Genomic DNA, 22,225 nt, shown 5'->3' with positions numbered 1-22,225 from the left:
ACGACGGTGACCGGAAGTATCCAGGCAGCCCAGTCGACGACGGTTCTGGCCGAACGGCGAGGTTCCGTGCTCGTGCTGACGCTCAACCGCCCGGACCGTCTCAACGCCTGGACCGACGAGCTGGAAGAACGCTACTTCGCTCTGCTCGACGAAGCCGAGGCGGATCCCGGCGTGCGGGCGATCGTCCTGACCGGAGCGGGCCGCGGCTTCTGCGCGGGCGCCGACATGGACGACCTGCAACAGGCTGGTGCGACAGTGGAGTCGATGGATGGCGCGATGCCGAAGAGGGAGCGCCCGCGGTGGTTCCCGCTGACGCTGCGCAAGCCCCTCATAGCGGCCGTCAACGGGGCCGCCGCCGGGCTCGGCCTCGTCGAGGCCCTTTACTGCGACATCCGCTTCAGTACACCCGATGCCAAGTTCACGACGGCGTTCGCGCGCCGCGGCCTGATCGCCGAGTACGGCATCGCCTGGCTGCTGCCGCGCCTCATCGGCCAGAGCCGGGCCATGGACCTGCTGCTGTCCGGGCGGGTGGTGCGCGGTACGGAGGCGTACGAAATGGGGCTGGTCAACAGGGTCGTCGACGCGGCTCAGCTCCTCGACGCCGCAGTCGAGTACGCCACCGAACTGGCCACCTGGTCCTCACCCGTGTCGATGACCGTCATGAAGCGCCAGGTGCTCCAGGCTCTCGACACCGACTTCGTCACGGCCGCCGACGCGGCGGACGCACTCATGCCGGAAGCCTTCCGCCGACCCGACGCCGCCGAGGGCGTCGCCAGCTATCTGGAGGGCCGCGCGCCCGCATTCCGCCCCCTCGACCCCAAGTGAGCACGGAAGGTCGCCCCGCATGACCAACGCTGCCGCACCAGTCTGGAATCACGCCTCGTCGACACCCCACCGCATCGCCCTTCGCGGGGAGGACGGTGAGGAGTGGACCTACGGCCGCCTCCGTGAGCGCGCCGCCGCCGTCGCGGGCCGCCTGGCGGAGCACGGCGTACGCCCCGGCGACCGAGTCCTGCTCGTCGCGCCTTCCGTGCCCGAGTTCGCCTTCGCCTACTACGGGATCCTCGCCGCCGGAGCGATCGCCGTCACCGCCAACACCATGGCCCCGCAAAGGGAGTTGGCGTTCATAGCGGGCGATGCGGAGGTGTCACTCGTCCTGGGCTGGCACGCGATCGCTCCGGCACCCGCGCAGGCCGCGGACGAACTGTCCATCCCGTACTGGGAGTTGCGGCCCGGTCTCACCGAAACGGGTCCGACAGGGACCCCCTCGATCCTTGATGTGCACCCAAGCGAGGACGACGACACAGCCGCTCTCCTCTACACCTCCGGCACCACAGGACGGCCCAAGGGCGCCCAGCTCACCCACGGCAATCTCAACGCCTGCGCGGCGGTCTTCTGCGACGTGCACGCCATCACCGCCGAGGACTGCGCCGTGACCGGCCTGCCCCTGTTCCACGTCTTCGGGCAGGCGTGCGTGATGGCCACCACAATGCGCGCCGGCGGCAGCCTCACCCTCCTCGAACGCTTCCACCCGTCGACCATGCTGGCCATGATCCGCCGCGACCACCCCACCTTCATCGCGGGCGTACCCACCATGTGGAACGCCGTCCTGCGCACCGCCGACGACACCGGCGCCGACTTCGCCGGTCTGCGCCTCGCGTCCTCCGGCGGCGCCTCACTGCCGGTGGAGGTGATGCGCGCCTTCGAGAAGCGGTTCGGCTGCACCATCGTCGAGGGATACGGCCTGACGGAGACCACCGGCGCCGCGACCTGCCATCTCGCGGGCCGGCCGGCGAAGCCGGGACACGTGGGACGGGCCCTGCCGGGCTGCGCCGTCTCCGTACGGGACGACGACGGTCACGAACTGCCGCCCGGCCAGGTCGGCGAGGTCCACATCAAGGGCCCCGTTGTGATGAAGGGCTACTGGAACCGACCCGATGCCACCGCCGAGGCCCTGCGCGACGGGTGGCTGCGCACCGGCGACCTCGGCGCCACGGACGACGACGGAGACCTGCGCATCGTCGACCGCAAGAAGGACCTTGTCATCCGCGGTGGCTACAACGTCTACCCGCGCGAGGTCGAGGAGGTCCTGTACGAACACCCCGACATCGTCGAGGCGGCCGTCATAGGGGTCCCCGACGAGTTCTACGGCGAAGAGGTCGCGGCCGTCATCGCGGTACGGCCCGGCGTCCGCCTCGGCGTGGCCGAACTGCGCGCATGGGCCAAGGAACGTCTCTCCGCCTACAAGGTGCCCCATCTCGTCGCCGTCGTGGACGAGTTGCCGAAGGGGGCGACCGGGAAGATCCTCAAGCGCGCGATCGATCCCGCCCTGCTGAAGGCGGACACGAGCACGGCCGACGCGCCGGGGACGATACTGCGGGACTGAGCAACTGCGCTTCCTGGAACGCCTCGAACCAGCGACGGGACACACGCATGACGACGACACACGCACCTGCCTACGCCCGCCGGACCTGGCAGACGGTCGAGCCCTACCACGGTGCGGTCTACTTCTCGGCCGAGGCACACGCCGCCTACGCGGCTCTGGGGGTGGAGAGTGGGCCCGGATACTTCGCCTCCCGCGCGGCGGCCCTGGGCCCGGTCGCACCGGAAGTCGTGATCGCCACCTTCTACAACTTCAACCCGAAGGCCGTACGGGCTGCGCTGCCCGCCGCCTGGCGGACCGCTCCGCCCGAGGCGTTCCTCGCCGCACGGCTGGCCGGCATCGACGGGACGCTTCGCAGGATTCTCGGGGCGGAGGTTCTTGCGTCGGAGGGGACTCGGCGGGCCGCGGAGTTGTCCAGGCGCGCCGCGGAGGCCGCGCTGCCGTACCTGCACGGACGGCCCCTGTTCGCCGCGCACGCCGCGCTGCCCTGGCCCGACGAGCCGCATCTCGTGCTCTGGCATGCCCAGACGCTGCTGCGTGAATTCCGGGGAGACGGCCACGTGACGGCGCTCCTGGACGCCGGGCTGAACAACGTCGAGGCGCTGGTCACCCATGCCGCGGCCGGGCCGGTGGGGGCCGAGACACTTCGGACGACGCGCTCCTGGTCGCCGGATGAATGGGCGGAGGCGGTGGAGGCGCTGCGTACGCGGGGGTGGCTCGCCGGCGGCTCTGACCTGGCCTTCACCGCGCAAGGGGAGGAGTGGCGATCGGCGGTCGAGGAGGCCACCGACCGGATGGCCGCCGCGCCCTACACGGCCCTGGGACCGGACGGCTGCGCCGAGTTGCGCGACCTGGTGCGGCCCTGGAGCCAGTCCCTGGCAGCGGAGTTGATGCCGTGGGCGGCGACGCGACTGAAGGGCTGACATGCGCTCCGCGCGGGTCGGGTCCACCGCGACGAGGCATTGAAGGTGACACCGGATTCAATTACGGTGCAGGGACCGCAGGAGAGACGGTCGAGCAACTGAACGGGAGAGTTCGTGCAGATCAACGGGAAGGTCGCGATCGTCACGGGGGCAGCGGGCGGCATCGGCGCCGCCATCGCGCAGCGCCTCCTCGAACACGACGCTCAAGGCGTCCTGCTGACGGACCTCGACGCCGGCCGCCTCGACGCGACGGTCAAGCAGCTGGCCGGTTCGCACGGCGAGCGGGTCGGGGGAGTGGCGGGCAATGCCGCGTCGACGGCCGACCTGGAGCGGATCGTCGACGCGGCCGAGGAGCGGTTCGGACCGGTCGACCTGTACTTCGCCAACGCGGGTGTCGGCGGTGGCGCGGGGCTCGACGCGAGCGAGGACGAGTGGAGTCGCGCGCTCGACGTCAACGTGATGGCCCACGTGCGTGCCGCGAAGTTGCTGGTGCCACGCTGGATGGAGCGCGGCGCCGGCTACTTCTTCAGCACGGCGTCGGCTGCCGGGCTGCTCACACAGATCGGCTCCGCGACGTACTCCGTCAGCAAGCACGGCGCGGTTGCCTTCGCCGAATGGCTCTCGGTGACGTACGGGGACAGCGGGGTGCGGGTGAGCTGCCTGTGCCCGCAGGGTGTCGAGACCGAACTGCTCATGGCCGGCACCCGGTCGGACGATCCGGTCGAACGCGCCGCCGCCCGCGCCGTGTTGGACTCGGGGGAGCTGCTGCGGCCGCTCGATGTCGCCGACCGCGTGATGGAGGCGGTCGGGGACGAACGGTTCCTCGTCCTTCCGCACCCGCAGGTACTCGATTTCTACCGCCACAAGGGCAGCGACTACGACCGGTGGCTCCGCGGCATGCGGCGCTATCAGGCGTCTGTGAAGTGACCTGAAGCAGCACATCGCTGCCGCGCACTGCCGGCCCGGACCCGATGATGGCGGACCTCGCGCCGGGCGGCCGTCGGTGAAACCGTAAGAGACATGACCGTTGGAGGATGCGTGGTCGAGCTGTCCGACCGGGGGGACGAGCGCGGGGCGAGATTCGTCGTCGCAGCGCCGACGGGCACCGACCTCGGCGCGCTCGCCCGATGGCTGGGGGAGCGGGGCGAGCAGGTCACCGGGCCGCTCACCGCCCGGCGTATCGGGCTCGGCCAGAGCAACCTCACCTACCGCGTCGACGACGCCAACGGCCACTGCTGGGTGGTGCGCCGTCCCCCGCACGGCCCCCTGCTGCCCACCGCCCACGACATCGGGCGCGAACACCGCATCATGGCGGCCCTCGCCGGCACCCAGGTCCCCGTACCCGCCGTGGTCGGCCTGTGCGACGACGACGGCGTGCACCACCTGGTGATGGAGCACGTCGACGGGATCGTGCTCGACGGCCTTGAAGTGGCCAAGGCACTGCCCACCCGGGTACGGGCAGGCGTAGGACCGTCGCTGACACACACCCTCGCCGCCATCCACGCCGTGAACCTGGAGACGACGGGCCTGCACGACCTCGCCAGCCACCGGCCTTACGCCGAACGGCAGTTGAAACGGTGGTCCCGGCAGTGGGAACAGAGCCGCACTCGCGACCAGCCCGCCCTCCACCGGCTCACCGAGCTGCTGCGCCGCCGCGTACCCGACCGGCAGAGCCTCGTCCTGGTCCACGGCGACCTGCACGTCCGCAACGTGATCTGCTCGCCGGACACCGGCGCCGTGCGCGCGGCGCTCGACTGGGAGCTGTCGACGCTCGGCGACCCGATGGCCGACCTGGGCACCCTGCTCGCCTACTGGCCCGAGCCCGGCGAAGTCCCGCCCGACCGCCCCGCCCTCGGCGTCACGGCGCTGGACGGCTTCGCCCGACGCGACGAACTCGTCGACAGCTATGCCCGGTCGAGCGGCCGTGACATCGGGCCGGAGCTCGCCTTCTGGCACGTACTCGCCGTATGGAAGGTGGCGGTCATCGGAGAGGGCGTCCTGCGACGCGCTCTCGACGAGCCACGCAATGCAGCGGAGGGCGGCCCGCCCAGCACCGCCTATATCGACCAGATGATCGACCATGCCTGGACGCTGGCCACCCACTACGGCCTCTGACACTGCGCCTTTCCCCGCCCCGCCCGCCCATCGATCACCCCAGGAGAAGCACCCCATGTCGTACGTCGTCATCGCCACCATGATCGCCAAGCCCGGTCAGGAGGAACTCGTCGAGAAGACACTGCGAGCGGCCGCGGCCGATGTGCACGCGGAGCCGGGGTGCGCCCGCTGGGCCCTGCACCGCAAGACCGGCACCACCGGCCACTTCGTCATGGTCGAGAAGTGGCAGTCCAAGGAGGCGCTCCACACCCACGGCAAGGGAGCCGCGCTCGCCGGGATCGGACGCGCACTGAAGGACGCGCTGGAGGGACCGGCGGATGTCGCGGTCTTCGACGCGCTTTTGGCGGGAGACGCTGAGAAGGGCGCGCTGTAGACAAGGGCGAACCAGACACGAATGAGGCAGACGTGCCCCCGGGAAGGGGGGCGACCCCGTCGTCGTCGGCGTGCAGGATGTCACCGGTGGTGAAGGTGACGCCGCCGAAGGACACGGGGACGTCCACCGCTCCACGACCGGTCTTGCCGCCCCGGCGTGGATCGACGCCGACCGCCTTCCGCTGTGGGAGAAGACGTACTACTCGGTCGGCGGCGGGTTCGTCGTCGACGAGGACGCCGTCGGCGCAGACCGGATCAAGCTCGACGTCACAGTGCTCACCCACCCGTGCAGCGCGGGCGACGAGCCGCTGCGCCTGTCCGGGGAGACCGGCCTGTCGATCTCCGCGCTGATGCTGGAGAACGAGAAGGTCTGGCGCACGGAGGGGAGACCGGCGCCGACATGTCCGTCAGGTAGAAGGAGACGGCGCCCGGCGGACTTGCGGTCAACCTCATCGAGTGCTGACGAAACGCGCTGACCGCCATCGCCTGCCCGTGATCTGAGCGGCCGTCACGGCCGAGCCCGGCGCCACAACCGGGGCCCTGGCCGCAGTCGAGCCGTCATCCGGCCCCGATCGGAGTCGGAGACGCTAGGCCGCCCACTCCCGCAACAGCTGCTCCCGCTGCGAGCTCCGAGGCGACCCGCCCTCCCAGGCGCGGCCCCACGCCGACATCGCCGCCAGCGTCGTCTCCATCGTCGCGGCGCCCTGCGTGAGGCGGGACAGGAGGACGCGGGAGAGATCGACCTCGGTCTGGGGGTAGCCGACGGCCGCGGCGACGTAGGCCGCCAACTCTTGGTCGCCGTCGGACGATTCGACGCGCACGGCCATCAGGGGCGGGGCCTCGTCGATCCGGCCCGAGCTCACCGGCAGCGCCAGCTCCGTCACCGCGGCCAGAGCCAGGTCCTTGACCACGCCGACCTGCCGCTTCAGGGACTTCACGGGGACGTCCGCCACCGTCAGGGCGGTCACGTCCTCCCACAGGTAGAGGGTCGACTGGCCGTCGCCGAGGCCCACCACGCCCTCGGGTGTCAGGCGTACCCCCGTAGCCAGACCGGACGGCTTCGCGCCCACATACACATCACCCTCGGCGATCCAGAAAAGCCCCACCATGGCCATGGCTGCTCACTTCCCCCGACGACGGCGCGGCCGTCGTGTCACTTCTCAAACGATCAGGTCGTCCACCGTAACGCGCGAGGACAGGAAGTTCCCACTTCGCGCCCGTGCGCACGCGGGCATCGATGTCCGGCGCAGGTTGGTTTCATGGTGGTCAGGTGGCCAACTCTCGCTTGTGATCGTGACTCCGCCGCCGGGCATGCCGCTGCGGGAGTCAGGTCGCCTACGACGGGGTCGCTGTCGTGCAGCGGGACTTCCCGGGTGTCCTCCACCCGGCCAGCTGCCCACAGGCGCCCGCGGAGAACTGAGGCAGTGTCAGCCCTCCGCCGGGTGCCCGTGGGGCGAGGCCTCAGGCCGACCGTTCTCCGTCGCCGCGCCGCTTGCGCAAGGCGAGGACGGTGCCCGCTCCGGCCGCGACGACCGGGGCGGCCATGGCCGCCGGCGGGCCCGCCGGCACTCCGGCGCCCGTCTGCGCAAGGCTCCCCGTGGAGCCGTTGCCCGCGGACGCGTGCCGCACGCGATCACCACCGCCTATTCTTCCGCTGATCGCAGCACGTACAGCTGCAGGGCCAAGGTGGGGGACGACACATGACATACCGGCGCGCGGTGATACCGGCACTGGTCGGAGGCTTGCTGATCACGCTGTTGCTGTGGTGGGCGGGGGCGAGCACGCAGGCACTGCAACTGCGCGGCACCACGAGCGTGTTCGACCCACAGTCCGTGAGCGAACTCGTGCGATGGCTCGCACCGTGGTCGTACGACTCCCCGGCGGAGCTGATGTCGGGCGGGCCTGTGGGCGCAAGCACAGCGGCGGGCGGAAGCACCCAGTACGCCGATCTGTACAGCACGGCGATGCAGATCAGATTCGTGGCGGTCTTCGTGTTCTTCCTGGCCGGCGCGCTGCTCCTGGTCCGCAGGATCCCGCCGACGCAGGGCCGTACGCCGGCCACCCTCCTCGCGTTGTGGGCCTGGGCCCCGGTGGCCGGAACGCTGGCGGTCACGGTCTCCGCGCCGTGGCTGATCGCATCCAGGGGGCACGGCAGCTACCGGGTCCTGCCGGCACTGGCGAGTGCGGTCGCTTCGAGCGGCCCGGTCACGGTGTTCACAGGACTGTTGACCGCCGTGGTCACGGTGATCGTGGCGCGTGTCACTGCCAAGGGTGAGGAGCCGCTGCCCCGGCAGAGTGTGCCGCCGCGCCCGGCCCGCCTGGCCGCGAGCGTGGGGACCGCGGTGGTCGCGTTGTCGCTGGTGGTCCTCTCGTACCAATCGGTGGCGGCCCGGATCCAGACCTCGTTCGGCAGCGGAGGAATGTTGTCCGAGCCCGGCGACCTGCTGCGCCAGTGGCTGCTGCTCGGCGGCTGGACGGGCCCCGGGAGCACTGGGCTCGGGGACTGGCTGCTGTACCGCGCCGTCGACGTGATCCTGCTGGCCGTGGTGTGGTGGGCGCTACGTCTGCTGCCCGGCCTGCTCACACGCACCACGGTGCCGGCGATGGCGATGGGCGCGGTCTGCGCAACCGTACTGGGACTGCTGGCGAGCCAAGTGCTGCACATGGCGATCGACGACACGGCCACCGTGTACGGGCCTGTTCATGTGTTCTCAACGCTGGGCAACGGAGTCCCGGCCGCGCTCACCTTCGGCGTCGCGGCGGGGCTTGCGACCGTTGTGACACTGCGGCTGGCCGGGGGACGTGACACGGCGGCCGTTCCCGGTTAGCGACCCGGGTGGGGGTGTTACTGGCACCACCCCCACCCGGGCCTCAGGCCAACTGACTCGCCGTCGGCCGCGCGGCAGGCTTTTCCCAGCACCGGCGAGGACCTGCCGGGCACGGTCCAAGGACGGGGAAGAGCGATGAGCAGTCACACACGCCGAAGGATCCTCCAGGGAGCGGCAGTCGCGGCAGCCGGCAGCGTCGTCGGAGGCTACGGCCCCGTCTGCTACGCCATCGAGGCGCAGGCCGCCACCCGCGACACGGTGGCCGGGGGGAGTGGGTCAACTCCGTTCCTGGAGGGCGCGTTCGCACCGGTCACCGAGGAACTCACCGCGTTCGGCCTCGAGGTGACCGGCCGGGTACCGCGTGACCTGGACGGCCGCTACCTGCGAACCGGCCCCAACGCGTTGGGAGTTGAGGACCCCCGGGCCCACCACTGGATGCTCGGGGACGGCATGGTGCACGGGGAGCCCATCCACCTGCCGGGACGGGTACCGCTCGGCTTCCACGGGAGCTGGGTGCCGGACGCGTGAGGATAAAACTCTCTGCGTGGTGCCACCGATGGGTGCCAGGTGCATCTGGCCGGCTCGCTGACCGGCTGCGGCCGGTCCACGCTGTGGGTTCGAGGCGGTGCCCTGCTCACACAGGCCGATGCCCGTAGGCCCACGGTGGTCACCGCCGGGGTCGGGTTGAGCGGGCGGGCAAGGGCCCGACGGGCCGCTCCCCGGCGGTTGCGGCCCGTGGCTGACTGCGGGCCGCCTCACGTGGCGGTGTGTACGGGATTCGGACACTGTGGAGGTAAAGCATCGAAAGGGTGAACGCCGATGGACAGGCCGCCGAGGATCGTAGTGGGCATCGACGGTTCGCCCTCTTCGCGGGCCGCGCTGCGCTGGGCCGTCCGGTACGCGGACCTGGTGGGCGGGAGGGTAGAGGCGGTGTCGGCGTGGGAGGTACCCGGTATGGCGTCGTGGTCGGCCCCGGCGGTGGACGCCGACTTCGACGAGGGGCAGGCCGAGCAGGGTCTGGTCGAGGAGGTCCGCGCCGTCCTCGGCGAGAAGGGCGGCTCGCTGGTGCACGAACGCCTCGTGCGTGGCAATGCGGCCGACGTGCTGCTGGATTTTGCCCAGGACGCCGAGATGCTGGTCGTGGGCGGCCGCGGCCACGGCCGTTTCCGACGGGCGCTGCTCGGTTCGGTCAGTCAGCAGGTGGCACAGCACGCTCCGTGCCCAGTGACGATCATCCGGCCGGACGTGCCTGTCGAATGACGTGTCCGGTCAGAAGTGCTCCGGCGCCACGGCGCCGGCCGAGTGATCGGTGATGTTGTCCTCGGTTGCGTCCTGGCGTACGAGACCCCGGAGCCGGTCGCGGGTCGATCACCCCGGCCTGTCGCCATGAGCACCACTCCTGACCGTTCCGCTACGGCTGACACCGAGATGCCGTGCCCTCCCGACCGCACGCGCGGGCAGAGAGCCAAACGGAGGCGGGAAGGGGGGTGCGGGGGAGCCCACCGCCTGGGCCCCGTGCCACGACCGGCACCGGGCCCAAGCGCTACTTCATGCCACCCAGCCCTCTCCGGTCACACGGCCGCCGGTGTGCCCGCCTCCCGTGCCGGCGTCGCCGGGAGCCGGAATTCCTGGCCCGCCAGGGACTCGTAAAGACGGACCGGGCTCATCTCGCCCGCCAGGTCGCCGTGCTGAGCCTTGGAGCGGCGGTAGATCTGCTCGACCAGGGCCGACAGTTCGGTGGAGACGCCGATGTCGCGGCCCAGGTCCACGGCGAGCCCGAGGTCCTTGCAGGCGAGTGCCATGGCGAAGGAGTCGTCGTAGTCCCCGTCGGTCAGGATGGACATGATGTCGTTCTCGAGGAAGTTCGAGGCGGCCGGGCTGGCCAGGAGCGCGTTGCGCAGGGTGTCCAGGCCGACGCCCGCCTTCACACCCATCGCCAGGACCTCGGCGGAGGCCGTGAGGTGGGTGAACCAGAGCAGGTTGATCATGAGTTTGACCGTGTAACCGGCGCCCAGCGGACCCACGTGGAGGATGCGGTCGGGGTCACCCATCACCTCGAGCACGGGCAGCGCCGCCGCGAAGTCGGCGTCGGAGCCACCGACGAAGATCTGCAGCATCCCGGCCTTGGCGCCGTGCGCCATACCGCTCACCGGTGCGTCGAGCCGGCGCACACCGCGCTTGTCGAGCACCTCGGCGGCGACCCGGTCGGCGGCGGCCGGCGTGGACGTCGACATGTCGATCCAGAGGGACCCGGCGGGCAGCGCCTCGGCGACCGCGCCGCGCAGCAGCACGTCCTCGACGATGCGCGGGTTGGGCAGCATCGTCACCAGGACCTCGGCGTCGCTCGCGCACAGAGCGGCGGTCTCCGCCCACGCGGCACCGAGTGCCACGTGCTCGGCGGCGGCCTCGGGGCGGGTGTCGTGCACCGTCACCTGGTGCCCCGCCTGGATGAGATGACGGGCCATGTGGCCGCCCATGTTGCCGAGACCGATGAATCCGATCCTCATGATCTTTCCTTACTGCAGCGGCGTACGAGGGTGTAAGGGGAATGCCGTAAGTGTGGTGCGGGGATGGGGAGTTGAGCGCAGCGTCAGGCCTTGGGCGCCGAGTCCGCGAGCTGCTGCGCCGACGGCGTGTAGAACGGATTGGTGACACCGGACTTGACCGCGTCGATCACGTCCCCGGCTGTCGGCCGGCCCTCGACGGCGGCGCGCAGCGCCTGGTGGGCGGCGACGCGCTGGTTACGGAAGGACTCGTCGAGGTCGTCGACGCCCGGGTTGACCCAGATCGCGGCGATGATCAGCAGGTCGTCCGCCTCGCCGGCGGGGACGGTCCCGTCGGCCACGGCGTCGGCGACCCCCTGTGCGAGGCCCGCCTGGGCCGAGCCCCAGGTGGCGCGCTCGTGCAGCTCCCCGTCGGCAGCCGCCTTGTTGACGAACAGGGTCAGCGGCTTCACCGGCACCGAGGGGCGCACGACCGTCATGAACGGCACGTGCCCCGCGCTCGGCGTGGCCAGGGCGGTGGCCCACGCGGTCTCCACCGGACCACCCTTGCGGCCGAGGACGATGTTGGTGTGCGCGGCGTTGACGCCGTCGCCCACGAAGGCTTCACCGATGAGGGCGGTGGAGGCAAAGGACATGGTGGTGCTCCCGTACGAGGATCAGGGCGGGACAGGGTGGGATCAGGCCAGGGGCACAGAAGGCCCAACAGGCCAGCACGCCGGACGAGTTGAAGGGTGTGCCGACTCGCGGCACGAGACGTAGCCGCACCGGCGGGACGTACCCGCCTTCGGCCGGCTGCTCGGCGAAACTAGGTCGCCGCGCGACCGGCGTGCAAGCCCGCACCGGAAATCGAAACCGGGGTTGCGATGCGCGCAACCCCCACGCTCCCACCCGCCCAGGACCCTCGCGTGACCAGACTCTGACCAGGCACTTCGCCGGCAGCCCGACGCCTCTACGATGCGAGCGTGAACGAAGTGAACGCCCCCCGGTCCGTCCGCAGCCAGGGCCACGGCCTGCGCCGCGACGTCGACCTCCTCGAAGCCCTCGGCTCGCCCGAGGCCCACCGCACCGGCGGCCTCGGCGTCGTACGCATAGCCCAGCTGGTGGGGCGCGACAAGAGCCAGGTTTCCCGGGCGCTGAAGGCGCTCGCCGACGAGGGCATCGTCGAGCGGGACCCCGACAGCCTCGAGTACCGGCTCGGCTGGCGGCTGTTCTCGCTGGTCGCGCGGACCTCGGAGAGCCGGGTCGTGCGCGTGGCGGGGCCGGTCATGCACCGGTTGGCCGCTGACCTGGAGGAGACCACCCACCTGTGCGTGCTGCACGACAGGGAGGTGCGCACCTTGCTCTCGGTGTCAGGACACTCCTACCGGCTGCGCGAATGGGAGGGCCGCGGCTGCTCCGCCTGGATCACCTCCGCGGGGCCGGTGCTCCTGGAGGGCGCCAGTCCCGACGAGCTGTATGTGCGGTTCGGGGCCACCGAAGAGGTGTCGGTGCCCGACCTCTGGTCCCGCATCCGGCGGGCCCAGGCGGAGGGATTCGCCCGGGAGGTCGAGGAGTTCGAGCCCGGGCTCGTCGGCGTGTCCGCCGCAGTGCGCGACTTCCGCGGCCGGGTCGTGGCCGCGCTCAACGTCACCGCGCCCGCCGAGCGATTCGCGGCGCGCCTCGACCACGCGGGACGTGCCGCCGCGGCCGCCGCGGCGCAGGTGTCGGCCCAGCTCGGCTGGGAGCCGCGGCAGTAGGCGGCGGCACGGGGGAGCGGTTGCGCTGAGCGCAACTCACGTCTCGATCGCCACAGACGTCTTGTTCCCGGCCGTTAACGGCCCGTAAATTCCTCGCATCCCGGCCCCAGCGCGACGGACAGAGACCCCAGAGACGTCCCCGCCCCGCACCGGGCCTGCCCTTCGGCACGCCCTTTTCCGCCGGTCCGCTTGGCAACACTTTCTTCCACCTGCCGGTTCCGTGCGCCCTGAGCGCCCGCGACCGGTGCAAGGAGCAGTCCATGGACATCGACCTCGCCGTCGAGACCGACCTCGCCACCGATATCGAGAGCATCGTCAAGTCGCCTTATGGAGAAGGGGACTTGTGGATCGGCGGGCAGTGGCGCGCCGCGTCCGACGGCCGCACGTACCCGGTGTACGACCCGGCCACCGGCGAGGTCGTCCGCGAGGTCGGCGCCGCCTCGGCGAAGGACGCGGCCGACGCCCTCGACGCCGCGGCGGCCGCGGCCGAGGAGTGGCGGCGCACCCCGGCTCGCCGCCGCTCCGAGATCCTCACCGGCGCCTTCCGCCTGATGCACGAGCACAGCGACGCCCTCGCCCGGCTCATCACCCTGGAGAACGGCAAGGCGTACCGCGACGCCAAGGCCGAGGTCGGCTACGCCGCCGAGTTCTTCCGCTGGTTCGCCGAGGAGGCCGTGCGCATCGGCTCCGGCTTCGGCGAGGCACCGGCGGGCGGCTTCCGGCACGCGATCCTCAAGGCACCCGTCGGCGTCACGGCGTTCGTGACGCCGTGGAACTTCCCCGCCGCGATGGCCACCCGCAAGATCGCCCCGGCGCTCGCGGCAGGCTGCCCCGTAGTGCTCAAGCCGGCGCCCGAGACACCCCTGACCGCGCTGGCCGTCGCCGCGCTGCTCGCCGAGGCCGGACTGCCGGCCGGCCTGCTCAACGTACTGCCGACCGACCGCGCCCCAGAAACCGTCTCCGCCTGGCTGGACGACGAGCGTGTCCGCAAGTTCTCCTTCACCGGCTCCACCGCCACCGGCCGCGTCCTGCTGCGCCAGTGCGCCGAGCACGTCGTCAACGTGACGATGGAACTCGGCGGCAACGCCCCGTTCGTGGTCCTCGCCGACGCCGACATCGACGCCGCCGTACGCGGCGCGATGGACGCCAAGATGCGCGGCGGGGGAGAGGTGTGCATCGCCGCCAACCGCTTCTACGTGCACTCCGACGTCGCCGCAGAGTTCACCGAGAAGTTCGGCGCCGCGATGCGTGAGGTCAAGGCCGGTCCCGGCCTCGCCGAGGGCGTCACCCTCGGCCCGATGATCAACCCGACGGCGGTGGAACGGATCTCCGGCCTCGTCACCGACGCCGTGAACCGCGGCGCCCGGATCGCCGCGCAGGGCGAGGCCCCCGCCGACGGAGGCTGGTACCACCCGGCCACCGTCCTCACCGACGTCCCCGCCGACGCCCACATCCTGCACACCGAGGTCTTCGGCCCGGTCGCCCCGATCGTCACCTTCACCGACGAGGAGGAGATGCTCGCCGCCGCCAACGACACCGCGTACGGCCTTGCCTCGTACGTCTACACCCGCGACCTGGCCCGCGGCCTGCGGATCGCCGAGCGCCTCGAGGCCGGCATGGTCGGCCTCAACCGCGGCCTGATCTCCGACACGGCCGCCCCCTTCGGCGGCGTCAAGCAGTCCGGCATCGGCCGCGAGGGAGGCCGCGAGGGAATCGAGGCGTTCCTGGAGACCAAGTACGTAGCCCTGGACTGGCCCACCCCCTGAATCCCGGCCTGCCCCTGCTCTCACAACCTACGGAGTCCCCATGGCAATGACGCCTGTCTCCCAACGCCCCCACGGCTCGTCCGCGGCGGGCAGCCCCCGCGACCGGGCCCGGCTGCACTTCCGCCTGAAGACCGCGACCCAGTTGGGCCAGGGCCTGGACGGCTACGTCATCGGCGGCATCGGCATGGCGATGACCGCGCTCACCGCGGACCTGCACCTGGGCACGGTCGCCCAGGGTCTGGTCGGAGCCTCACCGCTGATCGGCATCTTCTTCGGCGGACCGGTATTCGGCTGGCTCGCCGACCGGTTCGGGCGCCGCCCCGTCTTCATGGTCGACATGCTGATCTTCCTGATCAGCTCGGTGGCTCAGTTCTTCGTGGCGGACGGCACGCAACTCTTCCTGATCCGCCTGGTGATGGGCCTGGCGATCGGCGGCGAGTACGCGGTCGGCGCGCCCCTGCTGTCCGAGTACGCGCCGAGCAAGGGCCGCGGCCGACTGCTCGGCAGCCTGGAGATCAGCTGGTACGTGGGATACGCCCTGGCCACCGTGGTCGGCGCCCTGTTCGCCGAGATGGACGGCGGCTGGCGCTGGTCCCTGTCCAGCGGCGCGGTCATCGCCGTCGTCTGTCTGGCACTGCGCGGGGGCGTGCCGGAGTCGGCGCGCTGGCTCCTCAGCAAGGGCCGCACCGAGGAGGCCCAGACGCTCATCGAGCGGTACGGCATCGAGCTCGACGCGGACGCCGAACTCGCCGAGACCGGTGAACAGGCAGGATTCCGGGCCCTGTTCAGCCGCAAGCACCTGCGGGCGACCGTCTTCGCCGGCACGTTCTGGGCGGCGCTCGTCCTGCCGTACTTCGCGATCGGCGCCTTCTGGAGCGAGGTGTTCGAGGCCCTGAACATGGGCGACAACGCGGTCGCCGCACTCCTCGTCTACGCGTTCACCGCCGTCGCCGGAGTGACGCTCGGCTGCCTCGTGGTCGAACGCATCGGCCGCCGCAAGCTCCTGATCCCCCCGTTCTGGATCACCGCGGTCTGCCTCGCCCTTGTGGCCATGTGGCCGGACGTCACACCGGTGGTGGTGGGTGGCTTCCTGTTCTTCATCTTCCTCAACGCGGCGTCCAGCGCGTTGACGGCGGTGTATCCGCTGGAGGTCTTCCCCACCGCGCTGCGCACCACGGGAGTCGGATTCGCGGCGGCCATCAGCCGGGTGGGTGCCGCGATCGGTACGTTCCTGCTGCCGATGGGCCTGGAACACGTGGGCCCGCGATTCGTTCTGCTGGTCGGCGCGGCGGTGCTCGCGCTCGGCGGTCTGGTCTCCCACTTCCTGGCCCCGGAGACGACGGACATGGACCTCGCCCACACGGCGCGCGCGGGGCGCTGACGCGGGACTCTGCCACTGCCTCCGGCTCTCGCTCTGCCTGTGCGCTCCGACTGCCCAGGGCGGGGCGGGGGCCGGCGCGGTGGCTAGTGCGGCTCCGAGTGAGTGGACTTGGCGGGGTGCGCAACGGCCGGGATGCTGCGTCGGGGGCCGGGGTGGGTGCGGTTGCGGTCCGCTCCCGCGATCTGGAAGAGGCCTCCGACATGCGACGTATCCCCCCGACGTCTGTTCGCCGCAGCGGTGCTGGTGGCGTCGGTGCCGGCCCCGGTGGCGGTGGTGCCCGCTCTGCCGGTCCACGCCGCGGGCGTTGACCGGCACGACAACAACGGCTCGGACGACTCCCCGTCTGGCGGCGTGGGCCCCAAGGTGAACGCACGGCTGGACAAGGCCATCGCCGACGTCCGCAAGCGGGCCGGCATCCCCGGCGCCGTCCTCGGACTGTGGATGCCGGGCAAGGAAAGCTTCGTCCGAGCGACTGGCGGCGCCAACACCGCCACCCGCCGGCCGATGGCCGTCGACTCCCACATCCGCATCGGCAGCGAGACCACGACGTTCACGGTCACCGCGCTCCTCCAATTCGTCGACCAGCACCGGGTCAAGCTGGACGATCCGATCTCCGCCTACGTCCCCGGTGTGCGCAACGGCGACCGTTGCACGCACCGCTCTGCCCCCCGTTGACCCTGTCGCGACGGCAGGGTTTCTACTGAGGGCATGCGATGCGGAGCAGGCGTCGTACCGCCCGGATCACCCCCAGGTGACTCGTCGCTGTCGGTGCGACGTCCTGCGCCCGTTGATCGTGTACCGCTCGATCTGCCGAAGAGAAGGAAGCTCCCATGACCATGACGATGACCCCTGAGCAGAATCTGGCCCTGATCCACACCGCCTACCAGACGGTGCAGAGCGGCGATCTCGACGCGGGCGCGGAGCTGCTGACGGAGAACTTCATCGCCAACGTCCCCGGTATGCCGGACCCGCTGCACGGGCGAGAGGTGTGGAAGCTGGGGACCCGGGCCATGCTGGCGGGCTTCCCCGACCTGCAGATCCAGGTCGAGGACATGTTCGGCGTCGGGGACAAGGTGGCGGTGCGCGTTCACTTCCGCGGCACCCATCAGGGCACGTTCCAGGGGATCGAGGCGACGCAGCGGCCTGTGAGCTTCCGCAGCATCGAGATCTACCGCATGGAAGGCAGCAAGATCGCCGAGGAGTGGGTTGCTCCGGACATGATGAGCCTCATACAGCAGATCTCGGCTGACTCGGGCCACTGAGCGCCATGGGCCGGGTTCTCGAGGTAAAAGCCGTGGTCGCGTGAGTAAGCCCTTCGGCTAGGGTTCGCCCGTGACCGCCTTCGACCCCGACGCCGACTTGTCCGGTGACCTCGCCCTTCGCCTGATGATGGACTCCTTCGTCACCTTGTACTGGCGTCGGCAGCTGTTGGATGCGGCCGCCGTCTGGCTGCGTGAACACGGCTACCAGGTCGTCGCGTTGGACGCGGCCCAGTGGGCTGAGGCAACGGACATGCACCGGGACATCGCCTGGGCCCTGAGCTTTCCCGACTCCTACGGTCAGAACCTCGACGCACTCAATGACTGCCTCCGCGACGTCGAGTCGTACGAGTACGGAACCACCCGGGACGCCACCGGCCTGGTCATCGTCTTCACGAGTTACGACCGGTTTGCGCGTGCGGAACCGCGTACCGCGCAGATCGTGCTGGACATCCTTGCCGACCGCGCTCGCAGCGCGGCGCTGTTCGGACACCGCATCATGTGCCTGGTTCACAGCAACGACCCGGACATCAGCTTCGAGCCGGTGGGCGCCATGCCCGTCCAGTGGAACGACGCCGAATGGCTCGACAGCAGTCGACGGTCCGCCTGATGCTCTGACCCGTTGTGCTTACGGTCGTCCTCAGTTGGCGTCCAGGATCGCCGAGAGGTCCTTTGCGAGAACGACGCTTTCGTAGTTCGTGACGTCCCACCGCCACGTCCCGATCGGTACGTATCGGCGTCGTAGGTACCAGCCCACCAGATCGTCCGCCGCTGCGGACATGTCAGCAAGCGGTGTTCGAGCTCAGCTTCTCGCTTGCCGGCGAGATTCCGCGATGTCCTGCTTCCCTGTGGCAGCAGCGCTCCCGTCTGGCTTCCCGGACACCGCTGAACCCCACCGGCTTCCGGTCCAGCATGGAGGGACGACGCCCCCGCACGGGCCAGGCCCGCGCCCCTGCCTGACATCAGCTCGGGGCCAGGCTCACGGTTTTGTCCCCCGGGCCAGGATGACGGCGTAACGGCATTCGGTCGTGCTGGTGTTGGCGAAGACGCGTGGGGACGGTTCGCCCAGTTCGATCGTGTCCCCCGCGTCGAGTTCATGCACCGCATCGCCCTCGTGGAAGGTCAGATGTCCGTCGAGCACCCAGACCACCTGTCGCAGGAACGCGAAGGCGGCGGCGGGATACGGCACGCGGGCACCGGCGGGCAGGCGGATCTCCGCGACCTCAGTGGGGAATTTCAGGCCGGTGATCTGGCGGCGACGGTACCCGGTGGCGGGATCGGTCCACTCCACTGCCTCGCCCCGGCGGCGCACCCCTCCGGACTCGCTCTCGCCGTCGGGGGACCCGCCGCCGGCGGGCGCTTCGGCCGCGCCTTCGGCGAGGGCGAACAAGGAGGAGACGCTGAGCTGGAAGGCGGCGGACAGTTTGCCCAGGATCGCGGCGGTGGGGCTGCTTTCACCGCGCTCGATCCGGTGGATCATGGCGCGGGACACCCCCGACTCCTCGGCGAGCTGGGCCAGGGTCCACCGGCGTCGCTCTCGCTCGACGCGAATGCGGGCCGCGATCTGCGCCACCAGTGGGTCTACCATGTTGGACATGAATCTAATATACGAGAAGTCGGGGGTGGCGGTAAGCGTCCGCACAGCATGCATCGGTGACGCCGAGGCTGTGCGAGTCATCCGCAACGACGCGATCGAGCACTCCACGGCCCTTTGGACGACCAGAACCCAGACTTCCGCCGAAGCGGCCGCCTGGCTCACCACCCACCTGAACCGTGGCTCGGCGTTCGTGGCCGAGGTCGACGGCGAGGTCGCCGGGTTCGCGGTCTACGGCCCGTGGAAGGACTTCGACGGGTTCTGCCACACGGTGGAGAACTCCGTCTACGTCCGAGAGGGACTCCACGGGCTCGGCATCGGATCCGCGCTGCTGACCGTACTCATCTCCGGCGCGCGCAAGGCCGGCCACCACGTGGTGATCGCGGGAATCGAAGCCGGCAACACCGCCTCGATCCGGCTGCACGAACGCTTCGGCTTCCAGCATGCCGGCACGGTGCGTGAGGTCGGAACGAAGTTCGGCCGGTGGCTGGACCTGACGCTCATGCGGCTTCTCCTGGCGTGACTTGCCGACGGGGCCCGGAGAAATGCGCGCCGGGCCGCGCGCCGCTGGGCGGTGATGTCGCACCCGGTCGACGTGCCCGACCACATGTCGATGAACAGGACCGACTCCTGTGAGAGCCGGCATCACCACTCAAGCAGGTGGGCGTAGTCGGTCTCGGTGAAACCCCTGCGTCGGCCTTCGGCGGGGGCGCGGTCGAGATGGATACGGTAGATCAGCCGGGATCGGTGGCCGGACCTTGTGCAGATCAGCGCCGCCATGGAGACGCGCTCGGTGCCCGCGGCAGTGACTCGTACGACGGGTGTGTGGCCTCGTCGTCCCCAGGTGCGGCCTAGGGGCGGCCTCAGCCCCTGGCCGGCTTCGTCCTCACACAATCGTCGCGGGTGTACGCCAACTGCAGCTGGCACGGGGCGCAGTGGGCGCTCGCAAGCCGCACCTCGAGGTCGCCGCAGGCGTCACCCAGGGCTTCCACGCCCGATTCCCGTCGTTGCGTGACCTTGCGATTGAGCGGGCAGTGGGGTGGATCGATCGCGATGACACCGCCCTGGCTGCCGGTGGCCGGACGGGCGACAAGGAGCGTCTCCTGTCTCATCGCCTGCAACGGCCACGGCCTCGCCCAGGCGCCGTGCCTCGGCACGCTCCTCACCGATCGGGTCGACGGCGACAAGGTCCACGACGACCTCGTCATCGTGTGGCGAGAGCGGCCACGGTTCGGTCCCTCGCTTGCCTTCAACGCTTCAGTGATACGCGCGATGTGAGTGCTCGACCGTGCCAAGGAGCTGAGCGGCACCAACATTCTGATCAACAACGCCTGCCCCGGCTGCGTGGCTACCGACCCCGCACGACCGACCGGTCCTGGGCTCGGCCGGAAGCGGCACCGCAGGCGTGCGTTGACGCTTGGCGACGGACCTGTCCTGACGGCGCTGTCGACGACTCGCACGTGAGCCGAGTGGTCGTCAATCTCTGCGCTTTGGAGTGACGACGCGGCCCGGCTTCGGTGTGCCTCCTGCCCCGTGTCCGAGGCTGACGCCCGACCGGACCCGCTCCGGTCTTGCAGCCGCGGGGCTACGGGAGGTTGCCGTGCACATTCTGCTGGTGGCGAGCGCGTTCAACAGTCTCACCCAGCGCGTCCACGCCGAGTTGCGGGATCGAGGTCACAGTCTGGACGTGCATCTCGCATCCAGTGACGACGCGCTGCGCGGCGTACTCGGCGCCTGTAAGCCGGAGCTGGTCATCGCGCCCATGCTGAAGAGGGCCATCCCCGAGGACGTGTGGCGGGAGCACACCTGCCTCGTCGTTCACCCCGGACCCGTCGGTGACCGGGGCCCCTCCTCGCTCGACTGGGCGATCAGCGCGGGCGTTGACCGTTGGGGCGTCACCGTGCTCCAGGCCAACGGCCAGATGGACGCCGGCGACGTGTGGGCATCGGCCCGCCTCACGGTGTCTCCGGTCGGCAAGAGCGACCTGTACCGCAACGAGGTGTCGGACGCCGCGTCGGACGCGGTGCTCCTGGCCGTCGACCGATTCGCCTCGGGCACCTATTCGCCCCTGCCTCAGGCTCAGGTGAGGAACAGAGCGGCGGCAGGAACCCGCCCCTCCTACCCCCAGGGCCTGCGGCGCATCCGCTGGGCGCGGGACAGCACCGAGACCGTGTTGCGCAAGCTACGGGCTGCCGACTCGTCCCCGGGCGTGCTGGACGAACTCCTGGGCGATGAGTGGCACCTGCACGGGGGCTACCCGGAGGACGAACTGAAGGGGCGCCCCGGGGAGCTGCTCGCCACCAGGGCCGGGGCGATCTGCCGGGCGACAGTGGATGGTGCCGTATGGATTCCCGAACTGAGGCCCCGCCGCAGACCGGGGGAGCCCAGGCCGTTCAAACTGCCGGCCGTTCAGGCCCTCGCCGACCGGCTCCCCGAGCTTCCGGAGAGCGTCTACGCGCCTGACGCGGATCATGACCGGCGTACCTGGTCCGACATCAGCTATCGCGAGGAGGGGGCGGTCGGGTTCCTGTCCTTCTCCTTCCCGGGCGGCGCCATGAGCACGTCGCACTGCCGGCGCCTGCTCGACGCCTACTGGGCCGCCTGCTCGCGACCCACTGCCGTGCTCGTCCTCGGCGGCACCCGGGACTTCTTCTCCAACGGAATCCATCTGAACGTGATCGAGGCGGCCGATGATCCGGGCGCCGAGTCCTGGGCCAACATCAACGCGATGAACGACCTGGTCGAGGCCGTCCTGACCACCACTGACCGGCTGGTGGTCAGCGCCCTGGGCGGCAACGCAGCCGCGGGCGGGGCCATGCTGGCCCTCGCCGCGGACGAAGTGTGGTGCCGTGCGGGCGTGGTGCTCAACCCGCACTACCGTCTGATGGGGCTGTACGGGTCCGAGTACTGGACCTACACGCTGCCGCGCCGCGTGGGCGCCGACGTGGCCGACCGACTGACGCAGGAGGCGCTTCCGGTGAGCGCGTCGTCGGGGCTGCGGTCGGGGCTGGTGGACCGCCTCGTCGAGTGCTGCCCGCAGGACTTCCCGGGCGAAGTGACCCGTTTGGCCGTCCGGCTCGCCAATTCCTCCGGGATGCAGGAGCGCATCGCGGCGAAGAAGCAGACACGGGAGCGGGACGAATCCGTCAAGCCGCTGTCCCTCTACCGGGAAGCGGAGCTCTCCAGCATGCTCCGCACCTTCTCGGATCCCCACGCCCCGTACCACGCGTTGCGGCGTGCATTCGTTCGTAAGCAGCCCTCCACCGAGGCGCCGTACCACCTGGTCCGCGGCGGTGCGGCGGGTCGGTGACCTGTCCGGGTGGTCTGCGCGCGCCCGCGCACGGCCACGTCGCGTACTCACCGG

General features: G+C 70.6%; 23 protein-coding genes and 2 pseudogenes. 19 read left to right on the top strand and 6 right to left on the bottom strand.

Annotated features, from left to right (window positions below):
- The first annotated feature begins 6 nt into the window (after positions 1–6).
- From OG698_RS02685 to OG698_RS02655, 7 genes and pseudogenes are all read left to right on the top strand, one after another.
- Positions 7–825, top strand: a complete 819-nt coding sequence (locus tag OG698_RS02685) for an enoyl-CoA hydratase-related protein (RefSeq protein ID WP_406101175.1) — start codon at positions 7–9, stop codon at positions 823–825.
- A 19-nt stretch (positions 826–844) separates the two neighbouring features.
- Complete coding sequence (locus OG698_RS02680) at positions 845–2,386, top strand: class I adenylate-forming enzyme family protein (protein WP_406101173.1); 1,542 nt, start codon at positions 845–847, stop codon at positions 2,384–2,386.
- A 47-nt stretch (positions 2,387–2,433) separates the two neighbouring features.
- Positions 2,434–3,306 carry an SCO6745 family protein gene (locus OG698_RS02675; protein WP_406101172.1) on the top strand — a complete coding sequence of 291 codons (873 nt, stop codon included), beginning with the start codon at positions 2,434–2,436 and terminating at the stop codon, positions 3,304–3,306.
- Between the two features lie 114 nt (positions 3,307–3,420).
- The gene (locus OG698_RS02670; protein ID WP_100593632.1) at positions 3,421–4,233 is read left to right on the top strand and encodes an SDR family oxidoreductase; all 813 of its coding nucleotides are present in this window, start codon (positions 3,421–3,423) and stop codon (positions 4,231–4,233) included.
- Between the two features lie 93 nt (positions 4,234–4,326).
- Positions 4,327–5,421, top strand: a complete 1,095-nt coding sequence (locus tag OG698_RS02665) for a phosphotransferase family protein (RefSeq protein ID WP_406101171.1) — start codon at positions 4,327–4,329, stop codon at positions 5,419–5,421.
- A 55-nt stretch (positions 5,422–5,476) separates the two neighbouring features.
- Complete coding sequence (locus tag OG698_RS02660) at positions 5,477–5,794, top strand: putative quinol monooxygenase (RefSeq protein WP_329565312.1); 318 nt, start codon at positions 5,477–5,479, stop codon at positions 5,792–5,794.
- Between the two features lie 178 nt (positions 5,795–5,972).
- Positions 5,973–6,176, top strand: a pseudogene (locus OG698_RS02655) (L-serine ammonia-lyase); the annotation flags it as partial.
- 204 nt (positions 6,177–6,380) lie between these two features.
- Here OG698_RS02655 and OG698_RS02650 read toward each other — a convergent pair.
- The gene (locus tag OG698_RS02650) at positions 6,381–6,908 is read right to left on the bottom strand and encodes a hypothetical protein (RefSeq protein WP_406101169.1); all 528 of its coding nucleotides are present in this window, start codon (positions 6,906–6,908) and stop codon (positions 6,381–6,383) included.
- A 346-nt stretch (positions 6,909–7,254) separates the two neighbouring features.
- Positions 7,255–7,422 (bottom strand): hypothetical protein, encoded by a 168-nt coding sequence (locus OG698_RS02645; protein WP_406101168.1) that lies wholly within the window; start codon positions 7,420–7,422, stop codon positions 7,255–7,257.
- Positions 7,423–7,493: 71 nt separating this feature from the next.
- On the opposite strand from OG698_RS02645, the gene OG698_RS02640 reads away from it, so the two are divergent.
- From OG698_RS02640 to OG698_RS02630, 3 genes and pseudogenes are all read left to right on the top strand, one after another.
- On the top strand, positions 7,494–8,621 hold the full coding sequence (locus tag OG698_RS02640) for a hypothetical protein (protein ID WP_406101167.1): 1,128 nt from the start codon (positions 7,494–7,496) through the stop codon (positions 8,619–8,621).
- Positions 8,622–8,756: 135 nt separating this feature from the next.
- Positions 8,757–9,083, top strand: a pseudogene (locus OG698_RS02635) (carotenoid oxygenase family protein); the annotation flags it as partial.
- A 375-nt stretch (positions 9,084–9,458) separates the two neighbouring features.
- Entirely contained in the window at positions 9,459–9,881 is a 423-nt protein-coding gene (locus OG698_RS02630; RefSeq protein ID WP_406110791.1) for a universal stress protein, read from the top strand.
- Between the two features lie 311 nt (positions 9,882–10,192).
- Here OG698_RS02630 and OG698_RS02625 read toward each other — a convergent pair whose 3' ends face one another.
- Positions 10,193–11,128: an NAD(P)-dependent oxidoreductase gene (locus OG698_RS02625; RefSeq protein WP_406101166.1), complete on the bottom strand. Its 936-nt coding sequence runs from the start codon at positions 11,126–11,128 to the stop codon at positions 10,193–10,195.
- 83 nt (positions 11,129–11,211) lie between these two features.
- A complete protein-coding gene (gene fae, locus OG698_RS02620; protein WP_406101165.1) occupies positions 11,212–11,760 on the bottom strand; it encodes a formaldehyde-activating enzyme in 549 nt (182 codons plus the stop codon).
- Positions 11,761–12,087: 327 nt separating this feature from the next.
- Here fae and OG698_RS02615 point away from each other — a divergent pair, with 327 nt between their 5' ends.
- The 6 genes from OG698_RS02615 (at position 12,088) to OG698_RS02590 (ending at position 17,877) form a co-directional block, all read left to right on the top strand.
- The gene (locus tag OG698_RS02615) at positions 12,088–12,861 is read left to right on the top strand and encodes an IclR family transcriptional regulator (RefSeq protein ID WP_406101164.1); all 774 of its coding nucleotides are present in this window, start codon (positions 12,088–12,090) and stop codon (positions 12,859–12,861) included.
- Positions 12,862–13,121: 260 nt separating this feature from the next.
- Positions 13,122–14,627, top strand: a complete 1,506-nt coding sequence (locus tag OG698_RS02610) for an NAD-dependent succinate-semialdehyde dehydrogenase (protein WP_406101163.1) — start codon at positions 13,122–13,124, stop codon at positions 14,625–14,627.
- A 40-nt stretch (positions 14,628–14,667) separates the two neighbouring features.
- A complete protein-coding gene (locus OG698_RS02605) occupies positions 14,668–16,008 on the top strand; it encodes an MFS transporter (protein ID WP_406101161.1) in 1,341 nt (446 codons plus the stop codon).
- A 252-nt stretch (positions 16,009–16,260) separates the two neighbouring features.
- Positions 16,261–16,683 carry a serine hydrolase domain-containing protein gene (locus OG698_RS02600; RefSeq protein ID WP_406101159.1) on the top strand — a complete coding sequence of 141 codons (423 nt, stop codon included), beginning with the start codon at positions 16,261–16,263 and terminating at the stop codon, positions 16,681–16,683.
- A gap of 155 nt (positions 16,684–16,838) precedes the next feature.
- Positions 16,839–17,270: an ester cyclase gene (locus tag OG698_RS02595; protein WP_406101158.1), complete on the top strand. Its 432-nt coding sequence runs from the start codon at positions 16,839–16,841 to the stop codon at positions 17,268–17,270.
- Between the two features lie 70 nt (positions 17,271–17,340).
- Positions 17,341–17,877 (top strand): barstar family protein, encoded by a 537-nt coding sequence (locus OG698_RS02590; RefSeq protein WP_406101156.1) that lies wholly within the window; start codon positions 17,341–17,343, stop codon positions 17,875–17,877.
- Between the two features lie 30 nt (positions 17,878–17,907).
- On the opposite strand, the gene OG698_RS02585 is transcribed toward OG698_RS02590, so the two are convergent.
- Together OG698_RS02585 and OG698_RS02580 are read right to left on the bottom strand one after the other, a co-directional pair.
- Positions 17,908–18,048 (bottom strand): hypothetical protein, encoded by a 141-nt coding sequence (locus OG698_RS02585; RefSeq protein WP_406101155.1) that lies wholly within the window; start codon positions 18,046–18,048, stop codon positions 17,908–17,910.
- A 198-nt stretch (positions 18,049–18,246) separates the two neighbouring features.
- Complete coding sequence (locus OG698_RS02580) at positions 18,247–18,864, bottom strand: helix-turn-helix domain-containing protein (protein ID WP_406101153.1); 618 nt, start codon at positions 18,862–18,864, stop codon at positions 18,247–18,249.
- Between OG698_RS02580 and OG698_RS02575 the strand changes: the two genes are divergently transcribed.
- The 3 genes from OG698_RS02575 to OG698_RS02565 all read left to right on the top strand — a co-directional run bounded on the left by OG698_RS02575 (position 18,863) and on the right by OG698_RS02565 (position 22,171).
- Positions 18,863–19,384 carry a GNAT family N-acetyltransferase gene (locus OG698_RS02575; RefSeq protein ID WP_406101151.1) on the top strand — a complete coding sequence of 174 codons (522 nt, stop codon included), beginning with the start codon at positions 18,863–18,865 and terminating at the stop codon, positions 19,382–19,384. The genes OG698_RS02580 and OG698_RS02575 overlap by 2 nt on opposite strands.
- 530 nt (positions 19,385–19,914) lie before the next feature.
- Positions 19,915–20,139, top strand: coding sequence for a hypothetical protein (locus OG698_RS02570; protein WP_406101149.1), 225 nt, complete (start codon positions 19,915–19,917; stop codon positions 20,137–20,139).
- Between the two features lie 322 nt (positions 20,140–20,461).
- On the top strand, positions 20,462–22,171 hold the full coding sequence (locus tag OG698_RS02565) for an enoyl-CoA hydratase-related protein (RefSeq protein WP_406101148.1): 1,710 nt from the start codon (positions 20,462–20,464) through the stop codon (positions 22,169–22,171).
- Positions 22,172–22,225 lie beyond the last annotated feature (54 nt).

The sequence above is a fragment of the Streptomyces sp. NBC_01003 genome, assembly GCF_045162695.1.
Taxonomy (GTDB): domain Bacteria; phylum Actinomycetota; class Actinomycetes; order Streptomycetales; family Streptomycetaceae; genus Streptomyces.
This window is presented reverse-complemented; position numbering and strand designations above follow the sequence as displayed.

Bases quoted from the DNA above. Each gene is read 5' to 3' on its own strand.
- OG698_RS02595 (WP_406101158.1), top strand. From the start codon at position 16,839: ATGACCATGACGATGACCCCTGAGCAGAATCTGGCCCTGATCCACACC.
- OG698_RS02570 (WP_406101149.1), top strand. From the start codon at position 19,915: ATGACACCGCCCTGGCTGCCGGTGGCCGGACGGGCGACAAGGAGCGTC.
- OG698_RS02680 (WP_406101173.1), top strand. From the start codon at position 845: ATGACCAACGCTGCCGCACCAGTCTGGAATCACGCCTCGTCGACACCC.
- OG698_RS02610 (WP_406101163.1), top strand. From the start codon at position 13,122: ATGGACATCGACCTCGCCGTCGAGACCGACCTCGCCACCGATATCGAG.
- OG698_RS02675 (WP_406101172.1), top strand. From the start codon at position 2,434: ATGACGACGACACACGCACCTGCCTACGCCCGCCGGACCTGGCAGACG.
- OG698_RS02605 (WP_406101161.1), top strand. From the start codon at position 14,668: ATGGCAATGACGCCTGTCTCCCAACGCCCCCACGGCTCGTCCGCGGCG.
- OG698_RS02580 (WP_406101153.1), bottom strand. From the start codon at position 18,864: ATGTCCAACATGGTAGACCCACTGGTGGCGCAGATCGCGGCCCGCATT.
- OG698_RS02660 (WP_329565312.1), top strand. From the start codon at position 5,477: ATGTCGTACGTCGTCATCGCCACCATGATCGCCAAGCCCGGTCAGGAG.
- OG698_RS02625 (WP_406101166.1), bottom strand. From the start codon at position 11,128: ATGAGGATCGGATTCATCGGTCTCGGCAACATGGGCGGCCACATGGCC.
- OG698_RS02575 (WP_406101151.1), top strand. From the start codon at position 18,863: ATGAATCTAATATACGAGAAGTCGGGGGTGGCGGTAAGCGTCCGCACA.
- OG698_RS02585 (WP_406101155.1), bottom strand. From the start codon at position 18,048: ATGTCCGCAGCGGCGGACGATCTGGTGGGCTGGTACCTACGACGCCGA.
- fae (WP_406101165.1), bottom strand. From the start codon at position 11,760: ATGTCCTTTGCCTCCACCGCCCTCATCGGTGAAGCCTTCGTGGGCGAC.
- OG698_RS02665 (WP_406101171.1), top strand. From the start codon at position 4,327: ATGACCGTTGGAGGATGCGTGGTCGAGCTGTCCGACCGGGGGGACGAG.
- OG698_RS02650 (WP_406101169.1), bottom strand. From the start codon at position 6,908: ATGGCCATGGTGGGGCTTTTCTGGATCGCCGAGGGTGATGTGTATGTG.
- OG698_RS02640 (WP_406101167.1), top strand. From the start codon at position 7,494: ATGACATACCGGCGCGCGGTGATACCGGCACTGGTCGGAGGCTTGCTG.